Raw genomic sequence first — 21,748 nt, forward strand, 5'->3', positions numbered from 1 at the left:
GGCGGGATAGAGATGTACCTGATTCCCCTGACCCAGATCGAGAGTGTCGAACTGGTGATCCACGCTCTCCGGGCCGCCGGCGGCCAGGCGGACTGTTCGACCTGCCCGGCGCACAAGGTCTGCATGCAGCAGTGCCTGAGCATTGCCGATGCCGTTCAGCGCATGCTCGGTGAAGGCAGCCTGCCGAACCTGGATGCCGAACTCGCGCCGGAAAAAGAACCCGAAACGCCAACCGATCCGTCGCCCGATCCGTCGCCCGGCGGTCATCTGAAGCGGATCAAATAGGCTGGCTCAGCCATCCCAAGAGTTTTTGCGAATGCATCAAGCCATCGAGGACACTGCCATGAATTTTCCCGCTATCGGGCTGCGCGCCCCGCAGATCCTGCTGCCGCAGGACAATGTTGACCTGGCCAGGTGGGCGGTCATCGCCTGTGACCAGTACACCTCGCAGCCCGACTACTGGCAACAGGTCGCGGAACAGGTCGGCGAGTCTCCGTCGACGCTGAAGCTGACCTTTCCCGAGGTCTACCTTGAGCAGCCGGACAAGGCGGAACGGATCCGTGCCATCAACAAGACAATGCGCGACTACCTTGACCAGGGGGTGCTGCGTCCGTTGCCGGAAGGCTTTGTGCTGGTTGATCGCCGTACCTCGCAGGTGCCGTCACGCAAGGGGCTGATGGTGGCCCTTGATCTTGAGCAGTACGATTACCGGCCCGGTTCCGGCAGCCTGATCCGTGCCACCGAGGGAACCATTCTCGATCGGTTGCCGCCGCGCATCCAGGTGCGGGAACAGGCCTGTCTGGAGTTGCCGCACATCATGGTGCTGATTGACGATCCCGGGCAGACGGTGATCGAACCGCTGTTCAAAGAGCAGCTGCCGCCGCTGTATGATTTCGAACTGATGGCCGGCGGCGGTCACCTGCGCGGCTGGCAGGTCAGTGAACAACGACTGCTGCGGCAGGTTGCCGATGCTCTCGCCGCCCTGGCGGAACCGAAAGCTTTTGCCGCGCGTTACCAGGTCGAAAACCAGTCGCCGCTGCTGTACGCCATGGGGGACGGCAACCATTCCTTCGCCACCGCCAAGGCGATCTGGGAGCAGCTCAAGGCCGAGGCTTCCGATCCGGCCGCGATCATGGATCATCCCGCCCGCTGGGCCCTGGTCGAGCTGGTCAACCTGCATGATCCCGGTCTCGAATTCGAAGCCATCCACCGGGTGCTGTTCGGTATCGAGACGACGCAGCTGCTGGTGCGGATGGAGGCTTATTATCGGCAGTTCGGCTGCGGCTTCGTCTGGCAGGAGCTGGATTCGGTCGAGGCGGTCATGGCTGAAGTTGATCAGGAGGTCAAGGAGGGTGTTCACCGGCTGCCGCTGATTGCCGGCGGCCGCTGCGGAGTGGTTGAGATCGGCCGACCGGCCAGCAACCTGGCGGTCGGCACGCTTCAGGCGTTTCTGGACCAGCTGGCGGCGCAGGAGGATGTCCGCATCGATTACATTCACGGTGCCGACGTGGTCACGGAACTCGGCAGCCGACCGGGCAACGCCGGGTTTTATCTGCCGGCGATTTCCAAGTTCGAACTCTTCCGGACGATCATCCTCGACGGCGCCCTGCCGCGCAAGACCTTCTCCATGGGCGAGGCCGACGAGAAGCGGTTCTATCTGGAGTGCCGGAAGATCAAACAGGATTGAGCCACCAAGGCGCCAAGAGCACCAAGAAAATCAAGAAAACCTTTTTTAACGGAGAGGCGCAGAGCGGGAGAGAACGCAGGAGCAAGCCCAAATCTGGATTCAGGGTTAAATGATCCCGAAAGCTTTTTCTCTGCCTCTGTTAAATGGGTTTTGCCTTTCTTGGCGCCCTTGGTGTCTTGGTGGCATTAAGATTTGCGTTTACAGGAGCTTGATACACCATGTCTCAGGTATGGAATTTCGGTGCCGGGCCGGCGATGCTGCCGCCGCCGGTGATGGAGCGCATCCGCGAGGAATGGCTTGATTTCGGCGGCATGGGCGTTTCGTTGGTCGAGATCAGCCATCGCAGCAGGGAGTTTCAGGCGGTTCTCGACGAGGCCAAGGATCTGTTTCGCGAACTGACCGGCTTGCCGGAGAATTACCGCATCCTGTTCATCCACGGCGGGGCGCGGATGCAGTTTGCTGCCCTGCCGATGAACCTGGCCGGACGCAGCCCCTCGCGTACCTGTCTCTATGTCGAAAGCGGCAATTTCGCCAAAATCGCCAATCGCGACGCTGTTCCCTACGCCGATGTCCGGGTGATCGCCAGCAGCGCCGACTGCAGTTATGCCCGCCTGCCCGAAGTCGATCCGGAGAAGATCGATCCGCAGGCCGCCTACCTGCATCTGACCAGTAACAATACCGTGTTCGGCACCCAGTGGCAGCAGTTTCCCGATTCCGGCGACGTGCCGCTGGTGACCGACCAGACCTCGGAAATTCTTGGTCGACGGCTTGATTTCAGCCGTTTCGGCCTGGTCTATGCCGGGTTGCAGAAGAATCTCGGTCCCGCGGGGATGGCCCTGGTGGTGGTACGCGACGACCTGCTCGGCAGTGCCGATGAAAAGACCCCGCTGCTGCTCAACTACACGCGCGCCGCTGAGGATGATTCGCTGACCAATACCACCAATACCTTTGCCATCTACGTGGTCAAGCTGGTGCTGGAATGGATGCGGCAGCAGGGCGGCCTCGATGTCATCGAGGCGCGCAACCGGCAGAAGGCCGCCCGGCTCTACCGGGTGATCGATGCGGGGGATTTTTACCGTGGCTGCGCCGCTGTCGAGCATCGTTCGATCATGAATGTCACCTTCACCCTGCCGACGCCGGAGCTGGAAGCCGCTTTCCTGGCCGAGGCCGGAGCCGCCGGGCTCTATGCTCTCAAGGGTCATCGTGCCCTGGGCGGGGTACGCGCCTCGATCTACAACCCCATGCCGCTGGACGGGGTCGAGGCACTGGCGCAGTTCATGGAAGAGTTTGCCCGCAGGAACGGTTAGAGAAAGCAAGATAATTTCAACGCGGAGGCGGAGAGGGGCAGAGCCGGAGAGCGCAAAAGTTTGGCTGAATCAAGCTCTGCCGGGGAGTTTCAGTCTTTCTCTGCGCCTTCAGGTCCTTGCTCCGCGTCTCTGCGTTAAATAAAATCTTGTTCGTTGAATATCGAGGAGAAACTGACGATGCCCATGCCCCCTGTTGACTTAAGTGGTGAAGCAAACTGGACCGAGTTCGATGCCCCCTCGCTGGTCGGCGCCTCGCTGCGTTTCGTCTCCGGTGAGCCTGAGGGAGACCGTTACCGGGTCCGTTATTATCGCAATGCCGACGGCGCGCTGCGGGCGCGGATCTGGTTCGGCCCCGAAACCGAGGGACCTCCCGGTCATGCCCATGGCGGCAGTATGGCGGCGGTGATGGACGAGGTCCTCGGGCTGGCGGCCTGGGCGGCCGGTTACCCGATTGTGGTCGGTAATCTCAATGTCGATTTCCGCAACCTGCTGCCGCTGCAGCAGGTGGTCACGGTCGAGAGCGAGATTCTCTCCACGTCCGGACGCAAGGTCATGGTGCGCGGCCGGATCTGCAAGGGTGACACGGTCTATGCCGAGGCCGACTGTCTCTGCATCACCATCCCCGAACAGGCCGCCGCGGAGCTCGCCGGCAAGCATTGACAGGTCTCCGGCGGGGGCCTAGAATCACCGAACCATGCGCCGGAACGGGCGGATCAGGCGGAACCCGGGCCGAGAGCGGCCCCCCCCCTGGCATCCCGGCAGCTCGACCTGAACAATTATTTCCACGACGGGAGAGGCCGGCCGGCATTTCCCGTCAGACTTTTGAAGGAGCCTTTCAGATGAAGGTCATTGTTACCGATGAAGTGTCCGACAGCGGTCTGCAGCTGCTGGAGGAGGACCCCCGGGTCAGTGTCGATGTCCGGCTGAAGCTGTCGGCCGAAGAACTTCGTGCGCAGATCGGCGCTTATGACGCCATCATCACCCGCAGCGGTACCCGGGTCGACCGGGCTCTGCTCGAAGCCGGCGAAAACCTGAAGATTGTCGCCCGTGCCGGGGTCGGTGTTGACAGCGTCGATATCGACGCCGCCAGCGAGCGTGGGATCATCGTTGTCAACGCTCCGACCGGCAACACCAACTCGGCGGCGGAACACACCTTCGCGCTGCTGCTCAGCCTCTGCCGCAATGTCACCGTGGCCAATGACAACCTCAAGAGCGGCGACTGGCAGCGGGCGCCCTTCACCGGGCATGAACTGCGCGGCAAGACCCTCGGCATCATCGGCATGGGCAAGGTCGGCGGCCGCGTCGCCCGTCGCGCCCGGGCGTTCGAGATGGATGTGGTGGTCTACGATCCCTATATCTCCGAAAAGCGCGCCGAGGATTTCGGCGTCAGGCTGGTGCAGCTCGATGACCTGCTGCGGTTGGCCGATATCATTACCGTGCATACGCCGCTCAATGAAGAGACAAAGGGGATGATCGGCCCGGCGCAGTTCGAGCGGATGAAGGACGGAGTGCTGATCGTCAATTGCGCGCGCGGCGGCATCTACGTCGAGGAGGCAACCCTGCAGGCGCTTGAAAGCGGCAAGGTGATCGGCGCCGCCTTCGATGTCTGGAGCCAGGAGCCGCCCGACAGCGACACCCTGAAGAAGCTGATCGCGCACCCGAAGATGGTCGTGACGCCGCATCTCGGCGCCAACACCTTCGAGGCGCAGAAGAATGTCGCCATCGATGTCTGCCAGGAAATCCTCGCCTATCTCGACGGCAAGCCGCTGACCAACGCCATCAATATTCCGCGTTTCGATCCCGATCTGATGGAGCACATGAAGCCCTTCATGGCGCTCGCCTCGACCATCGGCAACTTCATTTCGCAGCTGGCGCCGCCCAATCCGCGCAAGGTCACCTTCACCTACAGCGGGCAACTGGCACGTTACGACTGCACTCCTCTCACCGTCTGCGGCCTGGCGGCGCTGCTCAACCGCCACACCGAGCGCGAGGTCAACCTGGTCAACGCCAGCCTGATCGCCCGCGAGATGGGCATCGAGGTGGAAGCGGTGCGGACCACCGAGACCGAATCCTATTCCAATGTTGTCAGCCTGGCGCTGGAAACCCCGACCGGCAAGCGGGTGATCGCCGGGACTCTCTTCGAGGGACGACCGAAGATCGTCAAGATGCGCAATTTCGATACCGATTTCCGCCCCGAAGAGCATATGCTGGTTCTCAGTTACCAGGACCGTCCGGGGCTGATCGGCAAGATCGGCACCCTGCTCGGCGATGCGGGGGTCAATATCGGCAACATGAATCTCGGTCGTCGTGAAAAGGGCGGCGAGGCGCTGGTGGTTTTTTCCACCGACTCACGGGTGGATGAGGCAACGATCGCCGAAATCACCGCGGCGATCCAGCCCGATTACATCCGTGCCGTGACCCTGCCCAAATAAAAAGCTGTATCTTCCGGCCGTCACAGAAAACCCCACCCCCCAAACAGGCGGTGGGGTTTTTTTGTCGGGCGCAGGCTCCCCTCTGCACCCGGTTTTAATGACAAGAAAATATCCATCTCGCCTTCGACGCCCCTGCCGGGTGATTGCCGCTCCGTCCGCCGGCGGGATTTGGAGCGGCCGGAAACAAAACCTCGCTGAACCGCTTCAACTCGCCGGAATCAAGGGTTGTCACCGGTTTCAGGCCGCCCTTTCGCGCTTCGAATCCGTCGGCGGATGATGGGCAATCCCCCGGCTGTTCCGGTTCTTCAGCGGGCCTGTTTGAATTTTATTGTGATTAAAAATTCCTTGACAATTTAGCGCATTTTCTGCTTTTTTAGGTCGATCTGCGAAAAACGATGTTCTAAATCTGTGGCCCGGTTGTCGGCTGCGCGTGACGTCAACAGGCTGCCGTCTGGCAGCGTAATCCCATCTCATAGAAGGATGTGCCATGTCCCAGAAAGCGATTAAACCCTCATTGAGAAATCCCCTGACTCCGCCCGAGAAGGTCGAGTTCACCATCCCGGGAGAGATTGCCGGCCAGGCCGGTGGTTATGAAGAGGTCATGAAGGAAGGCTACGACCTCATTCAACGCCCGATCAAGTCGGTTCCCGTCGGCCAGATTGAAAAGCAGCACTTCAAGCAGCGGATGACGGTCTGGGAGCGGATCAAAGTGTTGACCCAGAACGAGCCGAACATCCTCTTTCAGAACTGGGGCAAGAATCTCGACGGCGCTTCGCTGGTGACCGGAATTCTCAATATCGACGGGCGTGACGTGGCGCTGTACGGTCACGATTTCACCGTGCGGGCCGGCTCCATCGATGCCACCAACGGCCGCAAGCTGGCCCGATTGTTCAACATGGCCGGCGAAAAAGGGATTCCGGTGATCGGCATGAACGACTCCGCCGGTGCTTTCGTCCCGGCTGGGGTCGGCGGTCTCGACGGCTACGCCGAGGCCTTTACCGCGCTGCGCAAGATCAGCGGCGTGGTGCCTTCGATCATGTGCATGTTCGGCTTCAATGCCGGCGGCGGTTCCTACCTGCCGCGCCAGGGGAGTTTCGTCATCCAGCCGGAAGACACCTTCTTCGGCCTGACCGGCCCGGGAGTGGTCAAGTCGGTGCTCGGCGAGGATATTTCCCCCGAGGATCTCGGCGGGCCCAAGGTCCACGGTGCCACCGGGGTGGCCGACCTGACGGTGGCCGACGAAACCGCCGCCCTGCGTACCGTGCTGCGGTTGCTCAGCTACATCCCCGACAACAATCACAGCCTGGCGCCCTTCCAGGAGACCAGCGATCCGCTGGACCGCAAGACCTGGGAGATCAATACCCTGCTGAAGAAGGCCTTCAACTCGCCGACCGGCTTCAACACCCCGTTCGACGTCTCGATCATCATCCAGCAGATCTGCGACCACGGCGACTATTTCGAGCTGCAGCCGACCCGCGCCCGCGAGGCGATCACCGCCTTCGGTCGACTTGGCGGCCACGTGGTCGGATTCGTCGCCAACAACTCGGCGGTCGCCTCGGGGCAGATCGACTGCGATTCGGCGCTGAAAATCGCCCGTTTCGTGCGTTTCTGCAATATCTACAATATTCCGCTGATCTTCATGGAGGATACCACCGGCTTCCTGCCGGGACGCGACCAGGAGGCCCGGGGCATCGTCCAGGCCGGCCGCTCGATGCTCGACTCGATCGTCGATGTCCGCACCCCGCGTATCCTGCTGATCCTCCGCAACGCCTTCGGCGGTGCCTACGCTTCCTACAACAACTACCCGACCGGAGCCGACGTGGTGCTGGCGCTGCCGACCACCCGCCTGGCGGTCATGGGCCCGGCAGGCAAGGAATTCGTCTACAAGTCCGAACTGCGCAAACTGCGCGGCTCGGTTCCGCAACGGGTCCAGCAGGCGGCTGAAGAACGCATCAAGGCCGGCATGGAGGGCGATGCGGCCAGGAAGGACGCCGAGGCCGAAGTGGCAGAGTGGCTCAAGGGAGAGGAAGCGGCTCTGAATCTGCGTTACGAGAAAGAGCTGATGAATCCGAAGGAGGGCCTCGCGCTCGGTTCGATCTCGTCTCTTGTCATGCCCGCCGATCTGCGCAAGGTGCTGGGCGAAAACCTGCATTTCCTGCTCCGCCACTACAAGCCTTCGGCCTGGCAGGGCGTGCAGCGTGAATTCCATTAAGGGGGCGACAGGGATTTGATGATGAAAGCGAATCAAGGTTTCGACGTGGAGATAAAACCGATGGCACAGACAACTGACTATTACGCGAACAATCCGCTGATCCACCGCGATCGCCGCCTGGGAAATGCCTCTTCGGAGTGGGTCCGGTCCTTCTCCTGTGAGAATCTCAAGCCGCTGATCGTCTGCCGCGGACCGATCCGCCTGGAGGCGATGACGGTCTACGAGGAGATGGGCATCAGCCATTACGGAATCCTGCTCTCGGAAAAGGATTCCATCGTCTATCCGGACGCCCTGTCCCCCGAGTTGAAGCGGCTGACCGATACCAGCCGTGTTCACCGGGTGCCCGATTACTCCGGTGCCTCGAAGGAAGAGCGTGTCGAGCGGATCAACCAGATTATTTCCATCGCCCGTGACAACGGCTACGATTCGATCTTTGCCGGTTACGGTTTCATGGCCGAGGATGACGAGTTTGTTGCCGCCATCGAGGATGCCGGCCTGAAGTTCATCGGCCCCTGCGCCGCCACCCAGCGTGCCGCCGGCAAGAAGGACGAGGCCAAGCGGACCGCGTTGCAGGTCAATGTTTCGGTCACCCCGGGAATCGACAATGTCACCGCCCGCACTCTGGTCAGCAAGTACCCGAGCCGTGAGGCGCTGTTGTCGATGGTCAAGGCCGAGGGCCTCACGGTCGATCAGAAGGTTCTGGATGACGAGAAACTTTCCCTGGAGGAACTGGCCGACCGTATCCTCTTTGCTTCCTACGAGAAGGGTATCGACCTGTTCTCCATCGACGAACTCTGCGCGCAGGTGGAAAAAGAGTGTGCCGAGATGTTCCGCAACTACCCCGGCGCCCGCATTCGCCTCAAGGCGATCGGCGGCGGCGGCGGCAAGGGACAGCGGATTCTCGGTGCCTCGTTGCTGACGAAGAAAAACCCGAGCGACGCCGACATCAAAAAGGCGGCCGCGGACGCTCCGGAACTGACCCGTGAAGTACTGCTTGAAGTCAAGGCCAACGGTGTCGGTGACAACAAGAACGTGCTGATCGAGCTGAATATCGAGCAGACCCGCCACAACGAGATCCAGCTGCTCGGCAACGGCAGCTGGTGCATCGCTCTCGGCGGCCGCGACTGTTCGTTGCAGATGCACGAGCAGAAACTGCTGGAAGTCTCCGTCACCCAGGAAGGGCTGGCGCTGGAGATCGAGAAGGCCAGGAAGGACGGTCTCAAGGATCAGGCCGCGGCCCTGGAAACCGACCTGAAAGTGCTGCAGCGGATGGAGGAGGAGTCGGAGCGTTTCGGTACCGCCGTCGGTCTCGACTCGGCCTCGACTTTCGAGTGCATCGTCGACCGCGATCGTCATTACTTCATGGAGGTCAACACCCGCATCCAGGTCGAACACCGGGTGACCGAGCTGGTCTACAAGCTCAAGTTCACCAACCCCGAGGACAAGGATGATTTCTTTATCGTCGAATCGCTGGTCGAAGCGATGGCGCTGCTTGCCGAGCACAAGGACCGCCTGCCGCGCCCCGAGCGCCTGCCGCGGTTCGGCGCCTCGGTCGAAGCCCGCCTCAACGCCACCGACTGTTCCCTGTCACCGAGTGCCGGCGGCGTGATCCGCAACTGGTCGAAGCCGATCGAGGGCGAGATCCGCGACGACCAGGGGATCTGCTTTCCCAATCCCGACACCGGTCTGTTCATGCGCTACAACGTTTCCGGTGCCTACGACTCCAACATCGCCCTGTTGCTGACCAAGGGGGATGACCGCCGGGCCAGCTACGAACATCTCGCCAAAGTCCTCCGCAACACCGTGTTGCGCGGCACCAACCTGGCCACCAACCTCGAGTTTCATTACGGCCTGGTCAACTGGTTCCTCGGCCAGAATGTGATGGCCAAGCCGACCACCCGTTTTGTCGTTCCCTACCTGACCCTGGTCGGCAGGCTCAAGGAAGAGGCGCAGAAAATTGATGTTGTCTACGCCTTCATTTCGATGAAGAAGCATTTCGCCAAGCTCTACGGCGGGGACAAGGAGACTGCCAAAGCCGCCTCCGAAACCCTTGACCGCAAGGGGACCCTGCTGACCCGGCCGATGGAGGTGCTGCTGGGTGACCCGCATCTGCTCTCCGGCTGGTTGAGCCTCAACCGCAGGAGTTTTGCCATCGAAAACGGCAAGCTGGTCTGGCTGCGCAATCCGCTGGTGGTGCTGGAAGAGACCTACGCGTATCTCAACATGAGCTATGACGCAACCCGCCCGGCAGCCGAGGTGATCTGGTCGCACGACAACGAACTGCTGCAGGGGGCGCTGAAATTCTATGCCCAGCTGCGCGAGGCGTTCGGCCTGGACAAGGGCGAATTCATCAAGCTGAGGGAGCTGCTGGAGCAGGAGGAGCCGCAGGGGGGCTACGATCAGAAGACCTGGACGGCGATCCGGGAAGCCCATTGCGGTTACGAACTCGGCAACGAGCTGTTCGGCATGCTCTTCATGATCGCCAGCAAGACCGATTTCTTCGACTTCCGGGTTGAGGATGACCTTGAAGTGACCATTCCCGAGTACCTGCACGATCCCGAACTGCAGGCGGCGATGAAGAAGGTGCTGGTTCCGCCGCCGGCGACCAAAGCCGATGAGATCGTCACACCGGGCGGCGGCATGTACTATGCCCAGGAAGCTCCGGGGATGCCGCCCTTCATCAAGGAAGGTGACCATTTCGAGGCCGGCCAGCCGCTCTTCATCCTCGAAGTGATGAAGATGTTCAACAAGATCCCCGCGCCCTTCGCCGGAACCGTCGACAAGATTCTTATCGAGGGCGGCGACGGTGTCATTGTCCAGAAGGGTCAGCCGATCTTCAAGGTCACCCCGGACGAGAAATTCGTTGAAGTTGATCCGAAGGAGCTCGCCCGGGAAAAACGGGCGCAGACCGGTGAATATCTCGCCGCTGTACTCTGAGATCGAACGACGTGATTCAAGACAGAAAAGCCCCGCCGGAAACGGCGGGGCTTTTCTGTCTTGGGGGCGGCTCTTTTGCACCAGCTCGGTGTTGCGCCCCTCTTCATTTGTGCGACGTAGCTGCCGTTACGCCTCCGCACTCATCGGAACGCGCCTTGATCCGGCACAAAAACCTCGCCCTTCCAGGACGCTTGTCTCGGGGGCGCCCCCGGAGGTCCGGGCTGAGCCAAAATGCCCAGATGCCAGGCGGACGAAGTCCCGCGGCATAAGGCGTACCGGCAGGTACGTCGTTGACGCGGGGCGAGGACAACGCGGCAGATGGGCGTTTTGCCTTAGCCCGCCGAGACAAACAGCGGGAGGTCGCAGGGGGGGATCAATCCGCGGGCTTCGGCGCGGGAGAAGAGCTGTTCGACAGCGGCAATGCCTTCGTCGCCGAGGTCGCGGGAGAACGCGTTGACGTAGAGCTGGATGTGGCTGTCGGTCACCTCATCATCCAGTTCCCGGGCGTGTTCGCGGATGTAGGCGCGGGGCTCGTCGGGGTGGGCGAAGGCGTAGTCGACGCTGGCCTTGAGGGCGGCATCGATCCGGCCGATCAGCCCGGCGCCGAGAGACCGGCGGGCGAGGATGCCGCCGAGGGGGATCGGGCAGCCGGTTTCAAGCTCCCACCACTGACCGAGGTCGAGAACCTGGTGCAGGCCGTGCTGCCGGTAGGTGAAACGGGATTCGTGGATAATCACCCCGGCGGCGAATTCACCGGCCGCTACCGCCGGCATGATCCGGTCGAAGGGCATGGCGCGGGTACGGGAAAATCCCTCGCCGTGCAGCTGCAGCAGCAGGTTGGCGGTGGTCAGTTCGCCGGGAATGGCGATACAGGTGGTGCGCAGTTCCTCGATATCGCAGGGCCGGGAGCTGACCAGCAGCGGCCCGCAGCCCCGACCGAGGGCCCCGCCGCTGCGCAGCAGGGCGTATTCATGGCGCAGGTGGCCGAGGGCGTGATAGGAGATCTTGGTCAGGTCGAGAGCGCCCCGGCGGGCCAGCTGATTGAGGGTTTCGACATCCTCCAGCCGTTCCCTGACCTTTGGCGCGCCGGCCAGTTTGCCGTGAACCAGGGCGTAGAAGATGAAGGTGTCGTTGGGGCAGGGTGAGTAACCCAGGCTTAAAGGATTGGACATCGTCAGCTCCGCGGCCAGTGTCGCAACAGGTGGAGGATGGCGCGCTCGGCGTTGCGGCAGGCTGCCGGGATGTCCCATTGATCGGGATCACGTCGCGCCGCCAGGTTGGAGATGCCGCGCAGTTCGAGCAGTGGGCAGCCGAAACGCGCCGCCGTCAGGGCGATGGCGGCGCCCTCCATGTTTTCACAGATGGCCCCTCCCTGCTGCCGCTGTCGGCCCTGCTGGTCGGTGCCGGTACAGGTCGAGACACTGGCGAAGGGACCGGTGGCAAAGCCGATATCCTGCTCGCTCGCCCATGCCCGCAGCAGGGATTCGGCGTTGCGGAACAGCTCGGGGTCGGTCGGCATCCGGTTGAAGAGATCCCCCTCCGGGCGGCGCAGCAGGGGCAGCCCGAGCTCCTCCATGCCCAGGAAGCCCGCGGGTGAGTCGCTTCCCTCGTCGGCGAGGATATCGCCGTCGGCCAGGGCCAGGTCGCCGATCCGCAGACCGCAGTCGGGGTAGGCGCCGGCGCAGCCGAGATTGAGCAGCGCCCGAGGTTTCCGGTGGCTCAGCAGAATGGCTGTGCAGGCGGCGGCATTGGCTTTGCCGACGCCGCTGTGGGTGAGCAGGATCTCCTGCCCGTCCAGTTGGCCGTGGAACAGCGGAAAACGGCCCGGCAACGGGTCGCTTTTCTGCAGTCGAGTTCGCAGCAGTCTGGTTTCAAACGAGGTGGCGGCGATCAGGGCGAGCATGGCGGCGGGTCAGGATTTGTACCAGCCGTGGCGGATCAGGTCGCGGCGCAGGCTGGAACCCTGGTTGCGGACCACGCCCTGGTACCAGAACTGTTCGCCATGCAGCCTGACATCGCGCGGGGCGTGCAGCCGCTTGCGGCGGTCGACGAGAGCCTTGCGGAAGCGTTCGTCAGGGTCGGCGAGAATTCCCTGCAGTTTCTGCCGCAGTTGGTCGGGCATGGCCTCAATCACGTACTGCAGCATGTCGCGCAGCTTCAACCCCTGCTGGTATTCCCACAGGTCGCCTTCGAAGATCTGGCTGCATTCATCGACGAAATCATTCCAGTCGAGGATCAGTGCCCCGAAATCCTCTTCGGCGAAGGCGGCGAATTCGTCGTGCTGTTTCAGATGCTGTTCAATCAGATCCTGTTCCTTCCGGGACAGGAAAAAGGAGAGGGATTCCTCAACCGGATACATGTCGAGTTGTTCGGTCAATTCGTTGCAGAACACCAGGTAGTCCAGTTCCCGGCGGCTGAACCCTGCCAGGAAAGGGGGCAGTTGCCGCCCGTGGCATTGCAGCGAGAGATGATCATGGCCGAAGTCGGCCGGAAAGAGCTGCTGCGGATTGTGCGGCAGGCCATGTCGGGCAAAGAGGTTCATCACCTGGATCTGGTTGCCGGTGAAACAGGTGAGCATTTTTTCTTCGGAATAAAACAGCTCCATGCCCAGACGATTGTTGGCCAGTCCGAAGCCGACAAAGCCGTCGTGGATCAGACGCTGCATGTAAGGTTCGATAACCTCCAGCAACTCATCGGTCGGCAGGTAGGGGGAGTAAAAGACCGTCGGCGGCGGTTGTGAACCGTCTTCCTGCTGCCACTCGTCCTGATAAAATTCGAGAATCAGAAAAGCTTCGTTTCCCAGGCAGACGCGGGCAAAGTCATGCAGCAACGCGGGAATCTTGCCCGCTCCGGCCATGGCCGTCAGCCGGTAACAATCGCTGGAATTCTCCAGTTGCGCGAACTGGTAGCCCTCGCGCATCCGTCGGCGGTAGATGCGCAGTTCGCGTGGCCATGGCTGGATGCCCAGGGGGAAATCGAAGGGAGATTTGCTCAATGAACGACCTTTTCAGTTATCGGCATCTGTCAGGGTGTTTTCCCGTACGAGGGCTGCCCCGGGTTGATTCTTCTTTCAGATCGCTTGCGTTGCGCGGTCCGCGCGACTCATGAGACGGGTCCGGAGTCCGTCTGTTCACTGTTTGGGGACCACGGTTTCAGGGTAGTTAAAACGGCAGTCCCTGTCAACAAAGGCGGTTGCTGCCGGAGGAAGATTGACCAGGCCGGGGTCAGGTGGTCGGGGACTTGAAATATTTTTAAGATCGCTGAAATTAAAGTGGCCTGGCTTTGACGTCGACAAAGTCCGTCTTTACCCCATTTTTCAGCCTGTCATCAGCCCCCCGCGGCAGTCCCGCAGTTCTCTTTTCGACCGGGATTGATTTTATCGTTAGTAAATTATTTAAGTTGACAATTTTTTCCATTTCCGATATATCCGCGAGGATAAAACTCTTTTTTATTGCAGGATGGATGAATGACCTCCCTCGAATACAATATCGGCGCCAAAATCAAGAAGCTGCGCAAGGCCCGCAAGCTGACGCTGCAGGATGTCGCTCGTGAGACCGGCTTCTCTCCGGCGCTGATTTCCCAGATCGAAAACAACAACGTCTCGCCGCCGATCGCGACCCTGTCGAAGATCGCCCGCTTCTTCGATGTCAAGATGGGCCACTTCTTTGAGGAGGACGAGGAAGAGTTGCGTTTCGAGGTGGTCCCCAAAGACGCCCGGCGGGTGGTCAGTAGGGTGATCTCCTCCAAGGGAACCGGACACGGTTACACCTACGAGGCTCTCTCCTATCGCAAGCGCAACAAGAAGATGGAGCCGTTCATGCTCACCATCTCCGAGCGTGCCCAGGAGGAGACCCTCTACAATCACGAGGGAGAGGAATTCCTGCTTATCCTGCAGGGTCGCGCGGAAATTTTACTTGATGATGAACGCATCGTGCTGGAAGCCGGCGACGCGGTCTACTTCGACTCATCCCTCAAGCACCGGCTGCTGGCCTGCGAGGGGGAGGAGGTGCAAGTGCTGGCGGTAGTAACCCGCTGATTGCGGCAGGGCTGATGAAAAACGCCCATCTGCGGCGTTGCCCTCGCCCCCGCGTCAACGACGTACCTTCCGGTACGCCTTATGCCGCGGGGACTCGGGCGCCTGGCATCTGGACATTTTTGATCAGCCTCGGGGGGGGGGGGGGAGCCTTCTCTGCGCCTCTCCGTTAAAGTGATGCTCTTGGATTTCCAAAGGGACTGTCCCCGTTCGGGGGACAGTCCCTCTCACTGCAAAGGATCGGAACAATGAGTAAATTCCCCAAGCCGACGCTTGCCGACTGGGAAGCGAAGGCGAAAAAAGAGAAGAAGACCGACGATCTTTCCGGTTTCAAGTGGGAGACCCCGGAAGGCATCACCGTCAAACCGCTCTATACCGCGGCTGACCTCGAAGGTGTCGAGACCGCTGACACCCTGCCCGGCGTGGCGCCCTTCGTACGCGGACCGATGGCGACCATGTATGCCGGACGTCCCTGGACGGTGCGCCAGTATGCCGGGTTCTCCACCGCCGAGGAGTCGAACGCCTTCTACAAGCGCAATCTCGCCGCCGGCCAGCAGGGCCTGTCGGTCGCCTTCGACCTGGCTACCCACCGCGGTTACGACTCGGACCACCCGCGGGTGGTCGGCGATGTCGGCAAGGCCGGGGTGGCGATCGACTCGGTCGAGGACATGAAGATCCTCTTCGACGAGATCCCCCTCGACAAGGTCTCGGTATCGATGACCATGAACGGCGCGGTGCTGCCGATCATGGCCAACTACATCGTTGCCGCCGAGGAGCAGGGGGTGAAGCAGGAGCAGCTCGCCGGGACCATCCAGAACGACATCCTCAAGGAGTTCATGGTCCGCAATACCTATATCTACCCGCCGGCGCCGTCGATGCGGATCATCTCCGACATCATCGAGTACACCAGCAAGTACATGCCGCGCTTCAATTCGATCTCCATCTCCGGCTACCATATCCAGGAAGCCGGGGCCAACAACGCCCTCGAGCTCGCCTTCACCCTCGGCGACGGCATCGAGTACGTCAAGGCGGCGATCGCCAAGGGGCTCGATGTTGACGCCTTCGCGCCGCGGCTCTCTTTCTTCTTCGCCATCGGCATGAACTTCTTCATGGAGGCCGCCAAGTTGCGTGCCGCGCGCTTCCTCTGGGCCGAGCTGATGAGCCAGTTCAATCCCAAAAATCCGAAGTCGAGCATGCTGCGCACCCACTGCCAGACCTCCGGCTGGTCGCTGACCGAGCAGGACCCCTACAACAACGTGGTGCGCACCACCCTCGAGGCGCTGGCGGCGGTCCTCGGCGGCACCCAGTCGCTGCACACCAACGCTCTCGACGAGGCGATCGCCCTGCCGACCGACCACTCGGCCCGCATCGCCCGCAATACCCAGCTGATCATCCAGGAGGAATCGGGGATCTGCAACGTGGTCGATCCGCTGGGCGGTTCCTACTATGTCGAGTCCCTGACCTCTTCGCTGGTCGACGAGGCGCGCATCATTCTCAAGGAAATCGATGATCTCGGCGGTATGACCAGGGCGATCGAGTCGGGAATGCCGAAGCTGCGCATCGAGGAGTCGGCGGCGAAGAAACAGGCCGCCATCGATTCCGGTCGTGACGTCATCGTCGGGGTCAACAAGTACCAGCTCGCCGAGGAAGACCAGATCGAGGTCCTCGATGTCGACAATGCCGCGGTGCGTGAGGCGCAGATCGCCCGCATCAACCGGATTCGCGCCGAGCGCGACAACGACGCCTGCCGGGCGGCGCTGGACGCCATCACCGCGGCATGCGAGAATGAGAAGGAAAACCTGCTCGGCCTCTGTGTCGAGGCGGCCCGGCAGCGGGCCACCGTCGGCGAGATCTCCGACGCCATGGAGAAGGTTTTCGGCCGCCACAAGGCGGAGATCAAACTGGTTTCAGGAGCGTACGGATCGGTGGTTGACAGCGATGATGATTTTACCGCGCTGAAAAAGCGTATCGACGCCTTCAGCGAGCAGGAAGGCCGGCGGCCGCGTATCCTGATCGCCAAGATGGGCCAGGACGGTCACGACCGCGGCGCCAAGGTGGTGGCCAGCGCTTACGCCGATGCCGGCTTCGATGTCGATGTCGGCCCGCTGTTCCAGACCCCGGAAGAGGCGGCGAAGATGGCGGTGGAGAATGACGTCCATGTCGTCGGCGTTTCTTCCCTGGCCGCCGGGCACAAGACCCTGGTGCCGCAGCTGGTCGCCGAGCTGAAGAAGCTCGGCGCCGACGACATCGCCGTGGTCTGCGGCGGCGTCATTCCCCGTCAGGACTATGATCAGCTTTACGCCGCCGGTGCCGCCAGGATCTTCGGTCCCGGCACCCCGATCACCGTCTCCGCCGGCCAGACCCTCGACGCCATCGAGGAGAAACGCGGATAGTCAGGAGACTCAACGCAGAGGCGCAGAGAGGCAGAGTCGGAGAGAAAGGCAGAATCAACGATTTGCTGTTTTTCTTCGCGACTCTCCTTCTCTGCGCCTCTGCGTTAAAAAGGATTGGCTCCTGGCGGCCGCCTTGTAAAGGTTTTTCCCGTGCCCAAGATCAAAGAACTCGCCGCCGGTGTCCGCACCGGCAACATCCGCTCCCTGGCCAAGGCGATCACCCTGGTCGAAAGCCGCAGCCCTGATCACTCCCTGGCCGCCACCACCCTGCTTGACGAACTGCTCCCCGATTCAGGCAACTCGATCCGGGTCGGCATCTCCGGTGTCCCCGGGGTCGGCAAGAGTACCTTCATCGAGGCCCTCGGCCTCTACCTGACCGGTCGTGGCCACAAGGTCGCGGTGCTGGCGGTCGATCCCTCCTCGCAGCTCTCCGGCGGCTCGATTCTCGGTGACAAGACCCGCATGGAGGAGCTTTCCCGCGATCCAAACGCCTTCATCCGCCCCTCCCCCTCGGGCGATACCCTCGGCGGGGTAGCCCGCAAGACCCGAGAGACCATGCTGATCTGCGAGGCGGCCGGCTATGACGTGGTCATCGTCGAGACGGTCGGGGTCGGCCAGTCGGAAATCACCGTCGCCTCGATGGTCGATCTCTTCCTGCTGCTGCAGATTCCCGGTGCCGGGGATGAACTGCAGGGGATCAAGAAGGGGGTGATGGAGATCGCCGACCTGATCCTGATCAACAAGGCCGAAGGGGACAATCGTTCCCGGGCCGCGCTGGCCAAGTCGCAGATCGAAACCGCTTTGCACATCCTGCAGCCGAAAAGTCCCAACTGGACCGTGCCGGTGATGCTCTGTTCGGCCCTGCGCAATGAAGGGATTGCCGAGGTTTGGCAGACCATCGAGGATTACCGCTCCCGCCTGCAGGAGAGCGGCGAGTTCGCCGACAAGCGCCGGCTGCAGGCCGGTGACTGGATGTGGTCCCTGCTGATGGACAGTCTCAGGGATCTCTTCCGCCGCGACCCCCGTGTCGAAGCCCTGCTGCCCCAGGTCCAGGACGCTGTCGCCGCCGGCACCACCACTCCCGGCGCCGCGGCCCGGAGATTGCTGGAGGCGTTCAAACGGCATTGACTTCTGGGGCCACCAAGGCACCAAGATCACCAAGAAAGGCAAAAGCCATGGATGGGAGAAAAAGTCAGGAAGACTTGATTGCCAAGGCAGTTGTTGATGCCGCATTCAAAGTTCATCGGCGCTTGGGGCCAGGATTGCTGGAGCGGGTTTACGAGGCATGTCTTGCCTATGAATTGGAATCTGCCGGATTCAGGGTGGAGAGGCAGGTGCCCGTACCCATCGTCTATGGCGAGCTGTCTTTTGATGAAGGTTTTCGGCTCGACTTGCTGATCGAGGATACGATTGTGATCGAGTTGAAGGCAGCTGAAAAATCACATCCGTTATGGCAGGCCCAGCTTATCAGTTATCTGAAGCTGACCAGGAAAAGAATAGGTTTTCTGATTAATTTTCATTCGCCACTTTTTAAACAGGGCATCCAGCGATTTGCGGTTTAGTGCCTGACGATTGAAGAGGGTTTTCTTGGTGTCCTTGGTGCCTTGGTGGCAGCCTTAAGACTTGAGGAGAGACGTATGACCAAAAAAATCAACCACATCGGTATCGCCGTCAAAAACATCGAGGCGTCCCTGCCGTTTTACCGGGATGTCCTCGGTATGACCTTCGAGGGGAGTGAAGAGGTGGCCGAGCAGAAGGTGCGAGTGGCGTTTCTGGCTGTCGGCGAGAGCCGGATCGAGTTGCTGGAGCCGACTGCGGACGATTCACCGGTGGCCGGCTTCATCGCGAAAAATGGTGAAGGGATTCACCATATCGCCTACGAGGTCGACGATCTTGTCGTCGCTCTGGACCGGCTTCGGGAACAGGGGGTGCGCCTGATCGACCGGCAGCCGCGGCAGGGGGCACATGGCACCCGCATCGCCTTTCTGCATCCCCGGGCCACCGGCGGGGTGCTGACCGAGCTCTGTCAGTCGACGTGAAACCGGTTTATTTTTCAATTGTTTCGATGTTCGATGAAAAAGCGTTCTATTATTAAATTCCTATCTAAATCAGTCATTTTTGCTTGACATGAACTTTCATGGAAAGTTAGCCTGACCAGGTTGTAGAACGGTGGGAGTTTTTTCGCCCCTTGACCTGCCGGAGGGGATTGTTAGACTGGGCGGCGGGAAAAAGGTTTTGCTCCCCGGATCGCCCCGGCACCTGGAGGTACTTATGAAGGCCGCGCGCATATTTCTGTTTTTAACTGTCCTGTTGTGCCTTGGAGCGGTCACGGCTTCCGCCCTCGAGTTCGGTGATCCCGCGCCGGATTTCGAGTTGCCGGGGCTTGACGGCAAGACCTTCAGGCTGTCGGACCACCGGGGGCAGATTGTCATTCTCAAGTTGGGGACGACCTGGTGCCCGACCTGCAAACAGCAGTCGTTTGAGCTGGCCGAGGCCGCTCCCTTTCTGAAAAAGAACAATATCAAGGTGGTCGAGGTCTTCCTTCAGGATACCAGGGAGATGATAACGGAATACCTGGCCAAGGAGCGTCACCCCGAGGAGTTGATTCCGCTGCTTGATGATGGGCAGGTGCGCCAGAAATACAATGTTTACCTGATTCCCAGGCTGCTGGTCGTCAACCGGGAGTTTCAAATTGTTCGCGACGGGAGTCTGCTGACCTCTCAGGCGTTGCAGAACCTGATCAGGCCGATGCTGAAGAAGGGGGACAAGGGGTAATTCCCGTCCATCCGTTCCGTTGCCGGTTGCTGTAGTGGCTTTGCCACAGTGTGGCGTAAAAACAACGGAGTTTTGCAGAGCAAACTTTTGTTTGGCCCTGATTAAGGGCCGTTAAATGGTTGAAATTCAAGGAGATATCGGGCAGTCCCGGCCCCCTCATCGCTGTCCACGGCGGTGGCACCCTTTTTGTAGATAGAAGCTGGACCGAATAGTTTTCAATCGTGGCCCCGGCCAGTGCGTCAGAGGCGGGCCGACCTGCTTCACGTCGGCCGCCGATGAGTCCGCGCTCGATGTGTGCGAAAGGAGGTGAACCGATGAAAATGTGTGCTGGATTTTCGCTGGCCGGAATGCTCACCGTTTTTCGGGTTACCTGCACGAAAGAAGCCCGATGGTGAGAAACCTGCGTCAGATGTCCCGCTGACGGAAGGTCAGGCTTCCGGCGGGTGGAGACGTTTAATCAGCAACAATGTGATTGTCCCGGCCATGGGGGCCGGTCAACGCCTCTTCGCTTGCGGGAGGCGAAAACGCAACACCTTTTTATTCAGGAGGCAACAAAAGATGAAAAAAGTCCTTTCCCTGCTGGTCGTGCTGCTGATGCTGGCAGCCGGTTCGGCGATGGCCGCCACTTTCGAGTTCCACGGCGACCTCAACAACCGTTTCAATCTCTACACCAACCATGCCGACCTCTACTCCGGTTTCGGCAACATGCAGCGTCTGAACGGCAAGCGGGCCGACGGCGTGGCTCCGATCGGCAAAGACAAGGCCGAGGACACCTGGGGTGAGATCAAGTATCGCCTGTGGACCGAAGCCGCCACCAACGACGGCAAGATCAAGGGCGTGTACGCCATTGAGATCGGTGCCGTCCGCTACGGCAACAAAACCAAGGGTGGCGCCTTCTCCGGTGACGGCATCAACGTCGAGACCCGCTGGGCCTACACCGACTTCCAGCTGCCGGGCGTCTCGCAGAAAGCCCGCGTGCGCATGGGTCTGCAGCCCTTCAAGATCAACGGCTTCCTCTGGCAGGAGACCGCCATGGGCGTGGCTCTGAACATGGACAATCTGCACCTCTCCTGGATGCGCGGCAAGGAAGCTATCACTTCCTCCGGCGACAGCTGGGGCGACAACGACCTCGACGCCCTGACCGCCCGCTACGACCTGAAGCAGGACAACGTCAAGGCCGGCTTCTTCGCCAGCTACATGTTCGAAGGTGCCCCGACCGGTACCGCTGCGCTTGATCCCGCCATCTACGAGATCAAGTCCTTCGGCACCGCCGAGCTCAATGTTCTGGCGATCGGTACCGACGGCTCCTTCAGCACCCCGACCGGTGCCGGCGACTTCTTCGTCAAGTGGGACGCCATCTATGAGAACGGCAGCATCGACAACTACCAGACCACCAACGGTGCCCAGGACGTCGACCTGTCCGCCTACCTGGTGCATGCCGACGTCGGCCTGAACCTCGGCAAGACCCGCCTGACCTACACTGGCTGGTACGCTTCCGGTGACGACAACTCCGCTGACCAGGACCTCGACGCCTTCCTGTCGGTTGACGTCGACCGTTTCGACAGCGTCGTGCTGTTCGAGGGCGGCTACACCGATGACAACGCCCCGACCGAAATGCCCTACCTGCTCGACAAGGGCTTCATCATGAACAAGGTCGCCGTTGACCACAAGGCCACCGACAAGCTGACCGTCGGCGGCGCCGTGCTCTACATGCTGACCGCTGAAGACATCACCTACTCCGTGGGTAGTGTCAACTATGCCAGCGACACCATCGGCGTGGAAGTTGACGCCTATGTCAAGTACAAGCTCTACCCGAACTGCGAAGTGGCTCTGAACGCCGGCTACCTGGCCGCCGACGATGCCATGGACTACTGGGAAGTTGAGCAGAACGGCAAGGCCGACGAGGACATTTTCCGCACCACCGCCCGCGTCCGCTACAAGTTCTGATTTGCTCAAGCAGTCTTTTTTATGC

At 60.9% G+C, this 21,748-nt stretch carries 17 protein-coding genes; 14 read left to right on the forward strand and 3 right to left on the reverse strand.

Annotated elements, in window-relative coordinates:
• Positions 1-12 precede the first annotated feature (12 nt).
• From B5V00_RS04650 to B5V00_RS04680, 7 genes are all read left to right on the forward strand, one after another.
• Positions 13-285, forward strand: a complete 273-nt coding sequence (locus tag B5V00_RS04650; RefSeq protein ID WP_085009599.1) for a hypothetical protein — start codon at positions 13-15, stop codon at positions 283-285.
• Positions 286-343: 58 nt separating this feature from the next.
• Positions 344-1,687 (forward strand): DUF1015 domain-containing protein, encoded by a 1,344-nt coding sequence (locus B5V00_RS04655; protein WP_085009766.1) that lies wholly within the window; start codon positions 344-346, stop codon positions 1,685-1,687.
• A 218-nt stretch (positions 1,688-1,905) separates the two neighbouring features.
• Positions 1,906-2,994, forward strand: coding sequence for a 3-phosphoserine/phosphohydroxythreonine transaminase (gene serC, locus B5V00_RS04660; protein WP_085009600.1), 1,089 nt, complete (start codon positions 1,906-1,908; stop codon positions 2,992-2,994).
• A gap of 177 nt (positions 2,995-3,171) precedes the next feature.
• Entirely contained in the window at positions 3,172-3,654 is a 483-nt protein-coding gene (locus tag B5V00_RS04665; RefSeq protein WP_085009601.1) for a PaaI family thioesterase, read from the forward strand.
• 179 nt (positions 3,655-3,833) lie between these two features.
• Positions 3,834-5,426, forward strand: a complete 1,593-nt coding sequence (serA, locus tag B5V00_RS04670) for a phosphoglycerate dehydrogenase (RefSeq protein WP_085009602.1) — start codon at positions 3,834-3,836, stop codon at positions 5,424-5,426.
• A 487-nt stretch (positions 5,427-5,913) separates the two neighbouring features.
• On the forward strand, positions 5,914-7,638 hold the full coding sequence (locus B5V00_RS04675) for an acyl-CoA carboxylase subunit beta (protein WP_085009603.1): 1,725 nt from the start codon (positions 5,914-5,916) through the stop codon (positions 7,636-7,638).
• 60 nt (positions 7,639-7,698) lie between these two features.
• Complete coding sequence (locus B5V00_RS04680; RefSeq protein WP_085009767.1) at positions 7,699-10,575, forward strand: biotin/lipoyl-containing protein; 2,877 nt, start codon at positions 7,699-7,701, stop codon at positions 10,573-10,575.
• Between the two features lie 332 nt (positions 10,576-10,907).
• On the opposite strand, the gene B5V00_RS04685 is transcribed toward B5V00_RS04680, so the two are convergent.
• Genes B5V00_RS04685 through B5V00_RS04695 form a run of 3 tightly spaced genes read right to left on the reverse strand, consistent with a single transcriptional unit; the run spans position 10,908 to position 13,570 of the window.
• Positions 10,908-11,747: a menaquinone biosynthesis family protein gene (locus B5V00_RS04685; RefSeq protein ID WP_085009604.1), complete on the reverse strand. Its 840-nt coding sequence runs from the start codon at positions 11,745-11,747 to the stop codon at positions 10,908-10,910.
• Between the two features lie 2 nt (positions 11,748-11,749).
• Positions 11,750-12,478, reverse strand: coding sequence for a futalosine hydrolase (gene mqnB / locus B5V00_RS04690; RefSeq protein WP_085009605.1), 729 nt, complete (start codon positions 12,476-12,478; stop codon positions 11,750-11,752).
• Between the two features lie 9 nt (positions 12,479-12,487).
• A complete protein-coding gene (locus B5V00_RS04695; protein ID WP_085009606.1) occupies positions 12,488-13,570 on the reverse strand; it encodes a hypothetical protein in 1,083 nt (360 codons plus the stop codon).
• Between the two features lie 471 nt (positions 13,571-14,041).
• On the opposite strand from B5V00_RS04695, the gene B5V00_RS04700 reads away from it, so the two are divergent.
• The 7 genes from B5V00_RS04700 to B5V00_RS04730 all read left to right on the forward strand — a co-directional run bounded on the left by B5V00_RS04700 (position 14,042) and on the right by B5V00_RS04730 (position 21,723).
• The gene (locus tag B5V00_RS04700; protein WP_085009607.1) at positions 14,042-14,611 is read left to right on the forward strand and encodes a helix-turn-helix domain-containing protein; all 570 of its coding nucleotides are present in this window, start codon (positions 14,042-14,044) and stop codon (positions 14,609-14,611) included.
• 245 nt (positions 14,612-14,856) lie between these two features.
• Entirely contained in the window at positions 14,857-17,001 is a 2,145-nt protein-coding gene (gene scpA / locus B5V00_RS04705) for a methylmalonyl-CoA mutase (RefSeq protein ID WP_085009608.1), read from the forward strand.
• A gap of 150 nt (positions 17,002-17,151) precedes the next feature.
• Positions 17,152-18,129, forward strand: a complete 978-nt coding sequence (gene meaB / locus B5V00_RS04710) for a methylmalonyl Co-A mutase-associated GTPase MeaB (RefSeq protein WP_085009609.1) — start codon at positions 17,152-17,154, stop codon at positions 18,127-18,129.
• A gap of 47 nt (positions 18,130-18,176) precedes the next feature.
• Positions 18,177-18,563 (forward strand): GxxExxY protein, encoded by a 387-nt coding sequence (locus B5V00_RS04715; protein ID WP_085009610.1) that lies wholly within the window; start codon positions 18,177-18,179, stop codon positions 18,561-18,563.
• Between the two features lie 75 nt (positions 18,564-18,638).
• Positions 18,639-19,040, forward strand: coding sequence for a methylmalonyl-CoA epimerase (mce, locus tag B5V00_RS04720; protein ID WP_085009611.1), 402 nt, complete (start codon positions 18,639-18,641; stop codon positions 19,038-19,040).
• A 232-nt stretch (positions 19,041-19,272) separates the two neighbouring features.
• The gene (locus B5V00_RS04725) at positions 19,273-19,776 is read left to right on the forward strand and encodes a TlpA family protein disulfide reductase (RefSeq protein ID WP_085009612.1); all 504 of its coding nucleotides are present in this window, start codon (positions 19,273-19,275) and stop codon (positions 19,774-19,776) included.
• Positions 19,777-20,334: 558 nt separating this feature from the next.
• The gene (locus B5V00_RS04730; protein WP_085009613.1) at positions 20,335-21,723 is read left to right on the forward strand and encodes an alginate export family protein; all 1,389 of its coding nucleotides are present in this window, start codon (positions 20,335-20,337) and stop codon (positions 21,721-21,723) included.
• Positions 21,724-21,748 lie beyond the last annotated feature (25 nt).

This window comes from Geothermobacter hydrogeniphilus (genome assembly GCF_002093115.1).
Taxonomy (GTDB): Bacteria; Desulfobacterota; Desulfuromonadia; order Desulfuromonadales; family Geothermobacteraceae; genus Geothermobacter_A; species Geothermobacter_A hydrogeniphilus.